Raw genomic sequence first — 14,238 nt, 5'->3', positions numbered from 1 at the left:
CGGGAATTTGTTGAAAGTGCCGCCGCGGGCCAGGCTTTTGATGAACCATTGGTCCGGCAGTGACGACCGTCACAGCAGAACAAGACAGCAGAGGACCGCAGCCATGACGAACACCACTCTCCTGCCCGACGAGGGCCTCTTCATCGGCCGCGCCCGGACAAGCGATAGGTCCCATCCGCTGGTGGTCACGGTGCGCGACGGCACTGTCTTCGACATCACGTCGAGCATGGCACCAACCGTGCGCGACGTCTGCGAGATGCCGGATCCGGCAGGCTACGTCCACGCTGCCGGGGGCGAACCAATCGGGTCGCTTGACGCAATCGCCGCCAACAGTTTCCAGGCCACGCGCGATCCGCAGAAACCATACCTGCTTTCCCCGGTCGACCTGCACGCCGTCAAGGCGTCTGGTGTCACCTTCGTCGTCAGCCTGCTCGAACGGGTCATCGAGGAGCAGGCGCGCGGCTCGGCCGAGAAGGCGGATGCCATTCGCGCCGACATTGCCGGGCTGATCGGCCATGATTTGTCGAAGCTCAAGCCCGGCTCGGTGGATGCGATGGAGATCAAGGCCAAGCTCATCCAGCGCGGCGCCTGGTCGCAATATCTGGAAGTGGGTATCGGCCCCGATGCCGAGATCTTCACCAAATGCCAGCCGATGGCGTCGGTCGGCTTCGGCGCCGATGTCGGCCTGCATCCGGTGTCTACCTGGAACAATCCGGAGCCGGAGATCGCCATGATCGCCGCCAGCAGCGGCCGGATCGTCGGCGCGACGCTCGGCAACGACGTCAATCTGCGCGACGTCGAGGGGCGCTCGGCGCTGTTGCTCGGCAAGGCCAAGGACAACAACGCCTCGGCCGCGCTTGGCCCGTTCATCCGGCTGTTCGACGATAGCTTTTCCATCGATGACGTGAAGCAAGCCACCGTGCGTCTGAAGGTCGAGGGCGAGGACGGTTTCTCGCTGGAGGGCGCAAGCTCGATGGCCGAGATCAGCCGCTCACCGGAGGAGCTGGTCGCCGCAGCGATGGGGCCGCATCACCAGTATCCCGACGGGCTGGCGCTCTATCTCGGCACCATGTTCGTGCCGTCGAAGGATCGCGGTGAAAAGGGCAAGGGTTTTACGCACAAGGTCGGCGACATCGTCACCATCTCGTCGGAGAAATTCGGCGCGTTGGTCAACCGGGTGCGGCTGTCGCCCGACTGTCCGCACTGGACCTATGGCGCCAGCCATCTGATGCGCGATCTCGCCAAGGCCGATCTTATCTAGGTTCCGCCCCCGACTGCGACGGAGAGAAGTCTCGGCCTGATCCGCCTGCCTGGAAAATATCAGCCAAACTGATGCAATCTGATGGGACGGCTGATGGCGCATTGTCGCGCGCCAACTACCACTGGCAAATGGAGGCTTGCCATCGACCGAAAAAGCGGATGCTCTGATGCATCCAGATCGGCGCTGGCAAGAATACGATCAGGGCTTGCCGTGATCGTCGTCGGAGGGAGGCAGTTTTTCAAAATGGGAGGAAATCAAATGCTGACAAGGCTACGACTATTTGTATTCGGCTTGATCTTGGCGCTGGCCATTCCGGCGGCGGCGCAGGCCAAGACCTTCTACTGGATTTCGCATGGAGGCCCGGCCGACCCGGTCTGGACCTATTTCCTCGCCGGCGCCAAGCAATGGGCGACGGACACCGGCAACACTGTCAACACCTCGTTCCACAATGGCGACGTGGCATCCCAGCAGGAGGCGGTTCGCGCGGCCATCGCCGCCAAGGCCGACGGCATCACCACCACCAGCCCCGACCCGGGCAGCCTTATCGAGCTCGCTAAGGAAGCACGGGCGGCAAACATCCCGATCATCAACTTCAACACGCCCGATCCGAAGGCGGACTTCAACGCCTATGTCGGCGGCGACAACGTCACCTTCGGCAAGAACTGGGCGCAGTATCTGGTCGACAAGGGCCTGGTGAAAAAGGGCGATTTCGTCTGGATGCCGGTCGAAATCCCGGGCGCCACCTATGGCGTCCAGGAAGAGGAAGGCATCAAGAGTGTCTTCGAGCCGCTCGGCATCACTTATGAGATCACCGAGGCGACGCTCGACCAGGCCGAAGCGATCAACCGCATGGTCGACTACCTCACCGCCAACAGGGCCAAGGTCAAGGCGATCATCGGCCTCGGCGATCTGGTGACCGGCTCGATCAAGCGGGTGTTCGACCAGGCCGGCATCAAGCCGGGCGAAATCCCGGTGGTCGGCTGGGGCAACTCGCTCGATACCACCCAGGAGGTGCTGACCGGCTACGTCAATGCCGGGCAGTGGCAGGATCCGCAGGCGACTAGCTATGTGGCGCTTTCGCTCGCCAACATGGCCGCCAGCGGCATTCCCCCCGGCTTCGACGTGATCACCGGCGCGCTCTACGAGAAGGACACTGCGCAGGTCTACGACGACATCCTGTCCGGGAAATAACACCGCGATCGGGATGATCGCGGCGGCGCCTGCCGCGGTCATCCCCATCATTCCGCCGAACCTCGAACCGCTTTATGCGGTGCCAGGCTTGGCCAGTTCCAACCATGTCGCGGGTCCAACGTGGAAAATAGTTCCATCATCCAACGCTCGATCGCCAGGCCGGAATTCGGGCCCTTCGTGCTGCTTGTGGTCGAGCTCGCCGTGTTCTGGGGGTTCAACCACGACTTCCTGTCGCCGCAGAACATCAGCAACATACTGGCCTTCACGGTCGAGCTCGGCCTGATCGCGCTGGCGATGACGCTGTTGATGACATCGGGCGAATTCGACCTCTCGGTCGGATCGCTGTTCGGCTTCTCGCCTGTCTTGATGTGGACACTCTTCAACAGCGGCCTCACCTCGCTGGAAGCCGGCTTCGTCGTGGCCTTGCTGGTTGCCGCCTTCATCGGCCTGGTCAATGGCTGGTTCGTGACGCAGCTCAAGATCCCGTCCTTCCTGGTGACGCTCGGCATGCTGCTGGTGGTGCGCGGCACCGCCCTGTTCGTCACCAACGGATTTCCGCAGCGCACCTGGAGCGCCGAAGGCAGCTGGCTCGCCGAGGCGCTGGTCGGCGATTTCTTCATAGGACCGTTCCGCATCTACATGTCGCTGTTCTGGTTCATCGCAGCCGCGATCGCGCTCGGCTACGTGCTGACGCAGAGCCGGACCGGCAACTGGATCCAGGCGGCCGGCGGCAACCCCAACGCGGCGAAGGCTCGTGGTGTCAACGTCAGCGGCGTCAAGATCGGCCTGTTCATCCTGTCATCGATCATGGCTTCGCTTGCCGGCGTCATCAGCTCATTGCGCACCTCCGCCGCCAATCCCAACAGCGGCACCGGCTACGAGCTCGAAGTCATCGCCATGGTGGTGATCGGCGGCACGGCGCTGACCGGCGGACGCGGCACCATCATCGGCACCGTGCTCGGCATCCTGATCCTGCGCGTCATGCGCAACGGCATCGTGCTGATCGGCGTTCCGGGCCTTGCCTACAACATCTTCATCGGCGCGATCATCCTCGGCATGATGGCGCTGCACTCATGGCTGGAACGCCGGCATCAGGCGGGGACTTGAACCATGGCTGAACCGCTTGTCCGCATGGAAAACATCCGCAAGTCCTACGGGCGCGTGCAGGCGCTCATCGACGCCAATTTCCATGTTAATGAAAGGGAGATCGTCGGTCTGCTCGGTGACAATGGCGCCGGCAAATCGACGCTGATCAAGGTGCTGTCGGGTGCGGTTCCGCTGACCAGCGGCGACATCTTCATCCGCGGCAAGAAGGTAGACTTCCGCAGCACCAGCGACGCCATCGCCCACGGCATCGAGACGATCTACCAGGACTCGGCGCTGGTCACGCAATTGTCGATCGCGCGCAATCTGTTTCTCGGGCGCGAGCCGATCAAGCCGCCGCGTTTCCTCAACCGCATGGACCAGGAGGCGATGAACGTGGTCGCCCGCGATCTGCTCAAGCAGGTCGGCATCTCGAAGAACATCCCGCCGACGACGCCGATCGGCTCGCTCTCCGGCGGTGAACGGCAGGCCGTGGCGATCGCGCGCGCCATGCATTTCGACAGCGACCTCATCATCCTCGACGAGCCGACCAACAATTTGGGCGTCGCCGAGACGCAAGGCGTGCTGAGCTTCGTGCGCAGCGCCCGCGATTCAGGCCATTCCTGCATCTTCATCGCCCATAACATCCACCACGTCTTCCAGGTGGTCGACCGCATCGTCGTCATGCGGCGCGGCAAGGTGGTCGCCGACGATATCGATCCGAAGAACACCAACGTCGCGGAAGTCGAACGGATCATCACCGGCATCTCCGACGAGCAGATCCACGACGCCATCGTCCATGGGAAGCAATCGCAGGGCTGAGCGGGCCAGTTGGAAGCCGGGTTCGCCGTATCTCTGGCACGGGATCACATCAGCTCCTATGACTGCGACCATGAAAGCCACCGTTGCGGACATCGCCAGAAGCTGCGGGTTGTCGACCGCCACGGTCGACCGGGTGCTGAACAACCGGCCGGGTGCCAGCGCGGCCAACCGGCAGCGGGTGATGGAGGCGGCCAAGCAGCTCGGCTATTTGCCGGTCGTGGATCAGGTCACACTGCCCTCGCGGCCGGCGCATCTGGAATTCTTCCTGCCGATCGGCTCCAACGCCTTCATGATGGATCTGGCAAATCATATCGAGATTATGCGGCGCGCCTGCCGCTCGTCGCCTCCTGCCGGATCCACAAGCTCGCCGGCATCTCGCCGAGCGCGTTGCAGGCAGCCGTCGAAAACCTCTCGCTTAGGGCAAACGGCGTTGGCGTCATCGCGATCGATCATCCGAGAACGCGCAACATCCTGCGAGAGATCGTCGAGGCCGGCATCCGCCTGGTCACGCTGGTGTCGGACGTGCCGGGCGCACCGCGATCGGCCTATGTCGGCATCGACAACCGTGTGGCCGGCCGCACCGCGGCGCTGTTGATGGGACGTTTCCTGGGCGGGCGGCGGGGCCATCTGGCAATGGTCGTCGGCTCACGCTCCTACCGCGGGCACGAGGAACGCGAAATGGGCTTTCGGTCCGTGCTCAGCGAGGAGTTCCCCAATCTGACCGTCACCAGTGCCGTCGAGATCAACGATGAGCCTGATATCAGCTACAGGGCGACGATGAAGGCGCTGCACAACGAGCCGGAGCTGCTCGGCATCTATTGCGTCGGCGCTGGACGCTCTGGCGTGGCGAAAGCGCTGCTGGAAGCCAAGCCGCAAAGGAAGCCGGTGTTCATCTGTCACGACCTGACAAGGGCGACACGCGGCTATCTCGTCGATGATCTGCTTGATGTCGTCATCGACCAAAACGCGCGGCTGATCGCCGAGCAGTCGGTCATTCGCCTGCTCGGCTCGATCGCTTCCTCGGCACCCTATTTGACGCGGAAGTTCATCGAACCGCGCCTGATCTTCAAGGAAAACGTCCCGGTGCAGTGACGCCGCGCAAAGGACGACGTTCAATCTGCCCCATAGTGAAGATTTGGTTGATACAGCAAATCTGCACATCTGCTATGCATCTTTCGTTATTGCCGAATCATTGGGCAATCGGTAGTTTCGCAGGTGTCGGCCATCTACTCCTCCCAGATGCGATGCCGACGCTGAGTGCGGCACACCTCCTCCCGTGCCGTATTCGAAATCAAGCCCGCTGCCACCTCCTCCCGGCAGCGGGCTTTTTTGTTCCGGCTCCGGGTGTTGGGCAAAGGCTGGGGTCATGACCATCACCGGACAAGATTATCGGTCCGCGCGTCGAATGGCCATTTAGCGGCGATCGCCAGCGGCTTGTTCGGCGAGCGATAGGGCATGTTGCAGCCGCGATCAGCGGATCCGCCGGAATCCCGTCACACTTGTCACTCTCACCAATTCGCCATCGGTCCTATTCTGCCTCACCAAGCAACAGGTCGCGCCGGTGGTGCGGCGACAGACCGGCAAAGGAGACGCGCGATGACGGTACATCCGAACGGACAAGAGAGCATTCGGCGGCGCGGCTCGCAATGAACACGCCACCGGTCGTTCCGCCGCCTGCGAGACTATCTGGCCCTGAAAGAGGTGATCAGGCCTTCCGCCATGCGGACGAATTGCGCGCTAGGGCCCTCGGCTCCGACGCTTTGCAGGCTGACGCGGGCGCCCTCGAGCAGCAGCGACAGCGTGTCTGCAAGAAGTTCAGCCTGTCCGATGCCGGCATCCCGGCACAGGCCGACCAGACGATCGCGCTGAGCCTGCTTAAGCTCCTTGATCACCCGACGGGCCGGATGGTCGGTCTCGCTCAACTCGATGGCGGCGTTCGCCATGTCGCAACCGCGACCGTCCATCAACAGGCAATCGGCAGCCATCCGGACCCAGGCGTGCAGCTGCGCAAGCTTGTCGCCCGGATGCTCGGCCTCGAATTTCTGCCACATCGCGTTGGCGCTGCAGGCGGTCGCCCGCAGGCATTCGATGACCAGGTCGTCCTTGGACTCGAAATGACGGTAGAGCGTCATCTTATTGGTACCGGCGGCCTCAGTGATCGCGTCGACGCCGACGCCCTTGATGCCATGCTTGTGGAACATATCCCGTGCCGTCTCCAGGATGCGATCCCGGGGGCGGACGCGTTCCGCAGTGCCGTCTTCCATCAAAACCTCCTTGGTTTCCGGGGTTTCCGAAAAATCCCTCGGCCCACCTCTTGACTAGGGTGTTACCGGTCTGTAACTTCTAGATGTTACTTACTGGTAACACCCCAATTGCCTCGTGTCAAATCTCGCAGGCGCCTGTGAATAGCCTCCGCCGAATCGGCCCAGGCATGAAACTGCGCCCTAGGCGATTTTTGGCCGCGAACAAGAAAACCAACCGATCTGCGGCGCACGCCGGGGATCGCAAGCCAGGAGCCGCTACGATGTCGCAGCGCAAGGATTTGACGATCGACGAAGTTGTGAAGGATCCGATGATCCGGATGCTGATGAAGGCCGACCGTGTCGACCCGCGCTCTTTCGAGACGATGCTGCGTACGCTTGCGGATGCGCAAGGGCACGGCCGCAAGGCGCCGACTCGTTTCCTCGAAGATTCGGGTCAAAGGCGCATCAAGAGGCTGTCCAGAGTGGCCAAGGCCTTTGGCGAGGCGAGAGCATCGGGCGAGGCGTACGTGTCATGGTAAACTTCTTCATCCACCGACCGATCTTCGCATCGTCGATCGCCATCATCATGGTGCTCGCCGGGGCGATCTGTTATTTCCTGCTGCCTGTCTCGCAGTTTCCAGACATCACGCCGCCTCAGGTCGTGGTCAGCGCCAATTACCCGGGCGCCAGTGCGCAGGTCGTGGCCGACACCGTCACGACGCCGCTCGAACAGCAGATCAACGGCGTTCAGGGGATGACCTACATGTCGTCGTCGAGCTCCAATGACGGCTCGTCGACCATCACCATCACCTTCGAGGTCGGCTATTCCCTGAGCACCGCCGCCGTCGACGTCCAGAACCGCGTGTCGCAGGCGGCGTCCTCGCTGCCGGCCATCGTCAATCAGGGCGGCGTGACGATCAAGAAGCAGAACCCGAATTTCGTCCTGATCGTCAACCTCACCTCGCCCGACGGCTCCGTCGATCCGGTCGCGCTCAGCAACCTCGCCTACCTGCAAGTGGTCGACCCGCTGAAGCGCCTGCCAGGCGTCGGCGACGTGCAGATCTTCGGCGAGCGGCGGTATTCGATGCGCGTATGGCTCGATCCAGACAAGCTCGCCAATCTCGGCATCACCGCCGTCGATGTCCAGAACGCCATCGCCGAGCAGAATGTCCAGGTCGCGGCCGGCAAGATCGGGCAGTCGCCAGCGCCGGCCGGCACCGCTTTCGAAATGCAGGTCAACGCGGTCGGCCGACTGAGCGACCCCAAGGAATTCGGCGACATCGTCGTGCGCGCCGATGCCGCGAACGGTTCGCTGGTGCGGTTGCGTGACGTTGCGCGCATCGAACTCGGCGCCCTGCAATATTCGTCGTCGGCCTTCTTCGGCGAAGACCCGACCGTGGTGCTCGCGGTCTACCAGATGCCGGGCTCGAACGCGCTCGATCTGCAGCAGCGCGTCAAGGACAAGATGCAAGAACTGTCGGGCCGTTTCCCGAAGGGCGTCAGCTACGCCATGCACTACGACACGACGCGCTTCGTCTCGGCGTCGATGCACGACGTGCTGGTCACGCTCGGCGAGGCGCTGGTCCTGGTTGTCGCGGTGGTGTTCATCTTCCTGCAGAGCTGGCGCACCACGATCATCCCGACGATCGCGATTCCGGTGTCGCTGGTGGCCACGCTCGTCGTCATGTACATGTTCGGCTTCTCGCTGAACATGCTCAGCCTGCTCGGCATGGTGCTGGCGATCGGCCTCGTCGTCGACGATGCGATCGTCGTCGTCGAGAACGTCGAGCGCCAGCTGGAGGCCGGCCTCAAACCGCTGGCTGCCACGCGCGCGGCGATGGCCGAGGTCACCGGCCCGATCATCGCCACGACCGCCGTGCTGATGGCGGTGTTCGTGCCGGTCGCCTTCATACCCGGCGTTTCCGGCCGGCTCTACAATCAGTTTGCGCTGACGGTGGCGATCTCCTTCGGCATCTCCGCCTTCGTCTCGCTGACGCTCACCCCGGCGCTCAGCGCCGCCTTCCTGCGCCACCGCCCGGCAACGCAGTTCGTGCTGTTCCGCTGGTTCAATACGGGCTTCGAACGGCTGTCGCATGCCTATGCCCATGGTGTGCGCTTCCTCATCCGCCTGCGCTGGATCATGCTCGGGCTGTTCGCGGCCGGGCTTGTCGCCACCTATTTCGTCTGGCAGCGCCTGCCCTCGACTTTCCTTCCGGTCGAGGACCAGGGCTACTTCTTCGTGGTCATCCAGCTGCCGGATGGGGCGTCACTGGAACGCACCGACGCGGTGGCCCGGAAGGCACGCGCCATCCTGCAGAACACCCCCGGCGTCGATATCGTCGGCTCGATCAGCGGCTTGAACTTCCTCACCAACGCGGCCCAGTCGAACTCGGCGGTGGAATTCGCCATCCTGAAGCCATGGGACGAACGCGGCCCTGACCAGAGCGCCTCGAAGCTCGTCGCCGATGTGCGCTCGAAGCTCATGGAGCTTCCGGAAGCCTTCGCGCTGAGCTTCGATCCGCCTTCGATCCCCGGCATCGGCACGACCGGCGGCTTCGAATTCCAGGTGCAGGATCTGACCGGTCGCGGCAGCGCTGCGCTCAACGATGCGACGCAAGCCGTGCTCGCCGAGGCGCGCAAGCAGCCCGAGCTCAACCCGCAGCAATTGTTCTCGTCGTTCTCGACCTCGACGCCACAGTTCAACTACGACCTCGACCGTAACAAGGCGAAGCTGCTCGGCCTCAGCCTGCCTGACGTGTTCAACACGCTGCAGATCTATCTCGGCTCGCTCTATGTGAACGACTTCAACCTGTTCGGCCGCACCTTCCGGGTGACGATCCAGGCCGACAAGGATGCGCGTGCGGGTGCTGCCGACATTTCACGGCTCTATGTGCGCAATGCCTCTGGCGGCATGGTGCCGTTGAGCACACTCGGCAAGCTGGTGCCTATCGTCGGCCCGGAAACCGTCCCGCATTACAACAACAATGCATCGGCTCTGATCAATGGCGGTGCTGCACCCGGCTACTCCTCGGGCCAGGCGGTCGCGGCGATGGAACGTGCCGCTGCCACGGCGCTGCCGAAGGATTTCGGCTACGAATGGACGGGCATCACCTATCAGGAGCTCAAGGCTGGATCGATCGCCTCGATCGTCTTCGGTCTCGCCATGGTCTTCGTCTTCCTGATCCTCGCCGCCCAATATGAGAGCTGGGCCATGCCCTTCATGGTTCTGCTCGCGGTGCCGCTTGCCCTGTTTGGTGCCTTCGTCGCCTTGTTGATGCGCGGCATGCAGATCGACGTCTATTCGCAGATCGGCTTCGTCATGCTGATCGGGCTGGCGGCAAAGAACGCCATTCTGATCGTGGAGTTTGCCCGGCGCCGGCGCGAGGAAGGTCTCAGCATCGTCGACGCGGCAATGGAAGCGGCGCGTTTGCGGCTGCGGCCCATCCTGATGACCGCCTTCGCGTTCATCCTCGGTGTGCTGCCGCTGATGTTCTCCACAGGTGCCGGTGCAGCGAGCCGCCAGTCGATCGGCACCACCGTCTTTGGCGGCATGGTCGCGGCGACAATCCTGTCGCTGGTGTTCGTGCCGGTCTTCTATGCGGTGATCGAGCAACTGCGCGAGCGCGGCAGCAAGAACGAACCCGTTGCCGAACCGACTGAACCCACTGCCGAACCCGCTTTCGCGCGATTGGCCGAAGCGGCCGAATAGGATTGGAGAATTGATCATGCGTAAATGGAAAATTGCGTTGGGAGCGGCCGTCGCCCTGGGGGCGATCTCGATGGCGAGCGTTCACTTGCTCGACATGGGCAATTTCGGCCTCAACGCCGGCACGGCAGGAGCGGCAACGCCCGAACCCGCGGCGCCCGAGCCCGCAGCGTTTGTCATGCCGGTGCCGGTGGTGAGCGTCGTCAAGAAGACGATCCCGATCTATCTCGACTATGCGGCCCGCACCGAGCCGATCCGCAGCATCACGCTGCAAGCGCGCGTACCGGGTTATCTACAGGAGCAGGTTGCGCCCGACGGCAGCGATGTCAAGAAGGGCGACCTTCTCTACAAGATCGCTCCAGAGGATTTCCACGCTGCCCTCGACCAGGCGAAGGCGCAGGTCCAGCGCGACGAAGCAACGCTTGACTATGCCCGTTCCAACCTTGGCCGCGGCACCGAGCTCGCCAAGAGCGGATACATCGCCAAGGATGCGTTCGACCAGCGCACCAGCAGCTTGCGCGAGGCCCAGGCCTCGCTCGCCGTGAACCAAGCGGCTGTGCGGACCGCCGAGCTCAATCTGAGTTATTCGGAAATCAAGGCGCCGTTCGCCGGGCGCGTCGGCCGCAACCAGGCTTCGGTTGGAACGCTGGTCAGCGTCGCCGGCACGGTGCTCAACACGCTGGTGCAGCTCGACCCGATCTATGTCACCTTCAATCCGAGCGAAACGGATCTGGCGCAGATCGAGGAAGCCCGCGCGGCGGGGCCGATCGACGTCGACGTCCTGCTTCCCGGCGATACAGAACCGCGCCAGAGAGGTCAGCTCACCTTCATCGACAACACGATCGATCGATCGACCGGCACCATCACCGCACGGGCGACGATCGGCAACGCCAAATTCACGCTGCTGCCGGGCCAATATGTTCGCGTGAAGCTGCATATCAAGCAGCAGCCCGATGCACTGATGGTGCCGCAGACGGCGTTGGGATCGAGCCAGCTCGGCAAATACCTCTACGTCGTCGGCAAAGACAACACTGTCGACCAGCGCATCGTTTCGCTCGGGCCGACCAACGGCGATCTGGTGGCCATCTCGAGCGGCGTATCGGAAGGCGACCAGGTGATCACAGGCAATCTGCAGAAGATCGGGCCGGGAATGCCGGTCTCGCCGCTGCCACAGAAACCGGCCACCTGATACCCCCCCCGTCAGGTCCGGTCCAGCGGCGCCCTCGGCTCCCACGCCAAGGGCGCCGTTTTGCTATGTTTGTTTTTCCGCAATTCCGGACGGAAAACCGCTATGCACTTTTCCTGGAATTGCTCCAAGCAGCGCGACGAGCCCGGCAACATCGGCGCGCTCAGCCTTTGCCTCAGGCATGAAGGCGCAATAGGGATGACCGAGGCGCAGAGATACCGACGAGGGCGCGATTAGGCGCCCGGCTTCCAGGTCCCCATGGGCCATGGCCCGCTGGCCAAGCGCAATTCCGAGACCAAGCCTCGCCGAGACGATCGCCAGGCTGGACAGACCGACACGGCGCCCATGCGAGGGATCAGGCGCGCGGCTGCCGCCTGACGCCGAAAACCAATCCGCCCATGTCGGATGCGAGGCATAGTTCGGACCCCAGTTGGTGTGGATGAACAAGCTCTCGTGCACATCCGCAAGGCTGGATGCATCGTTGCCGTATCTTTGCCAGAAGTCCGGCGCGCAGACCGGCAGGACGTCGTCATGGATGAGGCGGACCATCCGCAAACCGGGATAGTGATAGTCGCCATAGCTGATGCGAAGATCGATGTTCTGGCGCATCAGGTCGACGGGATCGTCTTCGACGCGGACGTCGATCGCCATTTGCGGGAAGGCATCGAGAAGAACGGCCAGCCTGGGCGCCAGCCACAATTCGGCCAGCGAAAACGGCACGCTGACGACGAGACGCGTCCTCAGCCCGCCCTCCAGCATGCGCCGACCGATCGCCGCGATGTCGCCCAAGGCGCGTGCGGTCTGCGGATAGATTGCGTGGCCGGCGTCGGTCAGCGCGATGCGGTTGCCGCTGCGCACGAACAGCTGCTTGCCGAACCAGGTCTCGAGATTGCGGATCTGCTGGCTGACCGCCGCCGAGGAAACGCCGAGTTCGATGGCGGCCAAAGTAAAATTGCCAGTCCGCGCGGCGACCTCGAAGGCTTTGATCGCGTTCAGCGGGGGGAGCCGTTCCATGAACCTTCCGTAAGTTTTTCCTGCGGAAGACTAATAAGTTTCGCCGTTGAGAGAAAGATTTTTTTGCCGTCTTCTACGCTCGAACCTTGGAGCATGAGACGATGAAAGACATTCTCGATCTGGACCGGTACCCGCTCGACCGTGAAGGCAGCATCGAATGGAGGCGCCTTGTGGAGGCCTCGATCGCGGCGCTGGAAGCCGACGGCATGTTCAATCTCGAGGGTTTTTTGCGGCCTGGCGTGGCCGAACGGGCGGTGCGGGAAATCCAGCACGTCATGGACAGCCGGTCGCACATGCACAAGCGGATGCATAATATCTACTTCAAGCCCGATATCCCGGAGCTCGCTCCGGACCATCCCGCGCTGCGCAAGGTCGAGACCATCAGCCATACGGTCTGCGCCGACCAGATTCCTGGCAGCCTGGTCCTCGCCATCTACGAATACGAGCCGCTGCTGCACTTCCTGGCGGCGGCGATGGGGAAGACGCGGCTGCATGTCATGCAGGACCCGCTGGCGCGCACCAATGTGATGGCCTACCGCGCCGGCGAGGCGCTGAACTGGCATTTCGATCGCTCGGAATTCACCACGACGCTACTGTTGCAGGCGGCGCAACGCGGCGGCGACCTCGAATACCGCACCGATCTCCGGTCGGACGACAATCCCAATTACGACGGCGTCGCCAGGCTGCTCGAAGGGCGCGACCCCGAGGCGAAGATACTGCGCATGAAGCCGGGCACGCTGAACGTCTTCCGTGGCAAGAACACAGCGCATCGCGTCACCACAGTCGAAGGCGAGCGCGAACGCATGATCGCGGTGTTCTCCTACTATGAGAAATCAGGCGTGATGTTCAGCGACGAGGAACGGGTCGGCTTTTACGGCCGGGCTGCATGAGAACGAAGTCGCCGACATTCTGCCCGGAATCAGGAATCCAGAAATAGCTCTTGTTAGATTGTCGACAATCTGCTTGATTTCGGTTCCTTGTGGAGTGACCGAATGGGGAAGCTGGATTTTGCGCCGATCGCGGATACGACAAGGCGCGCCGAAATCGTGGCGTTGCTTCGGCGTGCAATCCTGACCGGCCAGCTGGAACCGGGGCAAAAACTCAACGAGCTCAGGATCGCCGAGCAGATGCGGGTGAGCCGCGCGCCGCTGCGCGAAGCAATGCGCGAACTGGTGCAGGAAGGCATCCTGACCAGCATTCCCTACGCCGGAACCTTCGTCATCGACGTGACCGCCAAGGACATCGACGATGCCTATTCGCTTAACAAGGTGCTGGATGAGTTCGCTATCGAACTGACCTGGCGGCTTCGCGACCAGCGCTTCTTCGACGAGCTTGACAGGCGCCACGAGGCGGTGAAGCAGGCGACGCGCAACCTCGACACCACCCGTCAGATCGAAACGGCGCTGCAATTGCACGGCCTGATCCATGAATGGGCCGACAATTCGGTGTTGCTGGAGACCTGGCAGCGCCTGGCCAGCCGGCTGCAGATGTATTTTGCCCTCCACCAGCGGGCGCGCAAAGAGCCGGTACCTGCCGAAGACATCCACGAGACCTATGTGCGGCTGCTGAAGGGCTCCGACATGCGCGCCGCCCAGCGCCATGCCCGCGAGCATATCGACCTCGATTTCGAGGAACTGCTTGCCTATGCGCGCAGCTTCGAACAGCGAGCTTCAAAAGGCGCCAAGGCGACCGTTGCTAACCGGCAGCAAATCTGAACATCGCGAACAACGGA

General features: G+C 62.7%; 12 protein-coding genes and 1 pseudogene. 11 read left to right on the top strand and 2 right to left on the bottom strand.

Annotated features, from left to right (window positions below):
* Positions 1-103 precede the first annotated feature (103 nt).
* The 6 genes and pseudogenes from RPG13_RS12840 to RPG13_RS12815 all read left to right on the top strand — a co-directional run bounded on the left by RPG13_RS12840 (position 104) and on the right by RPG13_RS12815 (position 5,449).
* Positions 104-1,261: a fumarylacetoacetate hydrolase family protein gene (locus RPG13_RS12840; protein WP_337125171.1), complete on the top strand. Its 1,158-nt coding sequence runs from the start codon at positions 104-106 to the stop codon at positions 1,259-1,261.
* 258 nt (positions 1,262-1,519) lie between these two features.
* Positions 1,520-2,452, top strand: coding sequence for a substrate-binding domain-containing protein (locus RPG13_RS12835; RefSeq protein WP_337125170.1), 933 nt, complete (start codon positions 1,520-1,522; stop codon positions 2,450-2,452).
* 120 nt (positions 2,453-2,572) lie between these two features.
* The gene (locus RPG13_RS12830; RefSeq protein WP_095483918.1) at positions 2,573-3,559 is read left to right on the top strand and encodes an ABC transporter permease; all 987 of its coding nucleotides are present in this window, start codon (positions 2,573-2,575) and stop codon (positions 3,557-3,559) included.
* Positions 3,560-3,562: 3 nt separating this feature from the next.
* A complete protein-coding gene (locus tag RPG13_RS12825) occupies positions 3,563-4,357 on the top strand; it encodes an ATP-binding cassette domain-containing protein (protein ID WP_337125169.1) in 795 nt (264 codons plus the stop codon).
* Positions 4,335-4,511: pseudogene (locus tag RPG13_RS12820) on the top strand (hypothetical protein); the annotation flags it as partial. The gene RPG13_RS12825 and the pseudogene RPG13_RS12820, both read left to right, overlap by 23 nt.
* Positions 4,512-4,744: 233 nt before the next feature.
* Positions 4,745-5,449, top strand: coding sequence for a substrate-binding domain-containing protein (locus RPG13_RS12815; RefSeq protein WP_337125168.1), 705 nt, complete (start codon positions 4,745-4,747; stop codon positions 5,447-5,449).
* Positions 5,450-6,039: 590 nt separating this feature from the next.
* Here the strand turns inward: RPG13_RS12815 and RPG13_RS12810 are convergent.
* Positions 6,040-6,621: a TetR/AcrR family transcriptional regulator gene (locus RPG13_RS12810; protein WP_095483916.1), complete on the bottom strand. Its 582-nt coding sequence runs from the start codon at positions 6,619-6,621 to the stop codon at positions 6,040-6,042.
* Positions 6,622-6,881: 260 nt separating this feature from the next.
* Here RPG13_RS12810 and RPG13_RS12805 point away from each other — a divergent pair, with 260 nt between their 5' ends.
* The 3 genes from RPG13_RS12805 to RPG13_RS12795 are packed head-to-tail and all read left to right on the top strand — an operon-like array spanning position 6,882 to position 11,495.
* Positions 6,882-7,139 carry a hypothetical protein gene (locus RPG13_RS12805; RefSeq protein WP_337125167.1) on the top strand — a complete coding sequence of 86 codons (258 nt, stop codon included), beginning with the start codon at positions 6,882-6,884 and terminating at the stop codon, positions 7,137-7,139.
* Positions 7,133-10,309, top strand: coding sequence for an efflux RND transporter permease subunit (locus tag RPG13_RS12800; RefSeq protein WP_337125166.1), 3,177 nt, complete (start codon positions 7,133-7,135; stop codon positions 10,307-10,309). The genes RPG13_RS12805 and RPG13_RS12800 overlap by 7 nt, the downstream gene beginning before the upstream one ends.
* Positions 10,310-10,325: 16 nt before the next feature.
* Positions 10,326-11,495, top strand: coding sequence for an efflux RND transporter periplasmic adaptor subunit (locus RPG13_RS12795; RefSeq protein WP_126103331.1), 1,170 nt, complete (start codon positions 10,326-10,328; stop codon positions 11,493-11,495).
* Between the two features lie 63 nt (positions 11,496-11,558).
* Here RPG13_RS12795 and RPG13_RS12790 read toward each other — a convergent pair whose 3' ends face one another.
* Positions 11,559-12,506 (bottom strand): LysR substrate-binding domain-containing protein, encoded by a 948-nt coding sequence (locus RPG13_RS12790; protein ID WP_337125165.1) that lies wholly within the window; start codon positions 12,504-12,506, stop codon positions 11,559-11,561.
* Between the two features lie 101 nt (positions 12,507-12,607).
* On the opposite strand from RPG13_RS12790, the gene RPG13_RS12785 reads away from it, so the two are divergent.
* Complete coding sequence (locus RPG13_RS12785; protein ID WP_337125164.1) at positions 12,608-13,396, top strand: HalD/BesD family halogenase; 789 nt, start codon at positions 12,608-12,610, stop codon at positions 13,394-13,396.
* 102 nt (positions 13,397-13,498) lie between these two features.
* Complete coding sequence (locus RPG13_RS12780; RefSeq protein WP_337125163.1) at positions 13,499-14,221, top strand: GntR family transcriptional regulator; 723 nt, start codon at positions 13,499-13,501, stop codon at positions 14,219-14,221.
* Positions 14,222-14,238 lie beyond the last annotated feature (17 nt).

This window comes from Mesorhizobium sp. ISC15 (genome assembly GCF_037162615.1).
Classification (GTDB): Bacteria; Pseudomonadota; Alphaproteobacteria; order Rhizobiales; family Rhizobiaceae; genus Mesorhizobium; species Mesorhizobium mediterraneum.
Note: the sequence above shows the minus strand (reverse complement) of the source record. Positions and strands in the feature narration are given on the sequence as shown.

What these genes read in the sequence shown, in the direction of transcription:
- RPG13_RS12840 (WP_337125171.1), top strand. Translation starts at nt 104, where the DNA reads ATGACGAACACCACTCTCCTGCCCGACGAGGGCCTCTTCATCGGCCGC.
- RPG13_RS12835 (WP_337125170.1), top strand. Translation starts at nt 1,520, where the DNA reads ATGCTGACAAGGCTACGACTATTTGTATTCGGCTTGATCTTGGCGCTG.
- RPG13_RS12825 (WP_337125169.1), top strand. Translation starts at nt 3,563, where the DNA reads ATGGCTGAACCGCTTGTCCGCATGGAAAACATCCGCAAGTCCTACGGG.
- RPG13_RS12810 (WP_095483916.1), bottom strand. Translation starts at nt 6,621, where the DNA reads ATGGAAGACGGCACTGCGGAACGCGTCCGCCCCCGGGATCGCATCCTG.
- RPG13_RS12805 (WP_337125167.1), top strand. Translation starts at nt 6,882, where the DNA reads ATGTCGCAGCGCAAGGATTTGACGATCGACGAAGTTGTGAAGGATCCG.
- RPG13_RS12800 (WP_337125166.1), top strand. Translation starts at nt 7,133, where the DNA reads ATGGTAAACTTCTTCATCCACCGACCGATCTTCGCATCGTCGATCGCC.
- RPG13_RS12795 (WP_126103331.1), top strand. Translation starts at nt 10,326, where the DNA reads ATGCGTAAATGGAAAATTGCGTTGGGAGCGGCCGTCGCCCTGGGGGCG.
- RPG13_RS12790 (WP_337125165.1), bottom strand. Translation starts at nt 12,506, where the DNA reads ATGGAACGGCTCCCCCCGCTGAACGCGATCAAAGCCTTCGAGGTCGCC.
- RPG13_RS12785 (WP_337125164.1), top strand. Translation starts at nt 12,608, where the DNA reads ATGAAAGACATTCTCGATCTGGACCGGTACCCGCTCGACCGTGAAGGC.
- RPG13_RS12780 (WP_337125163.1), top strand. Translation starts at nt 13,499, where the DNA reads ATGGGGAAGCTGGATTTTGCGCCGATCGCGGATACGACAAGGCGCGCC.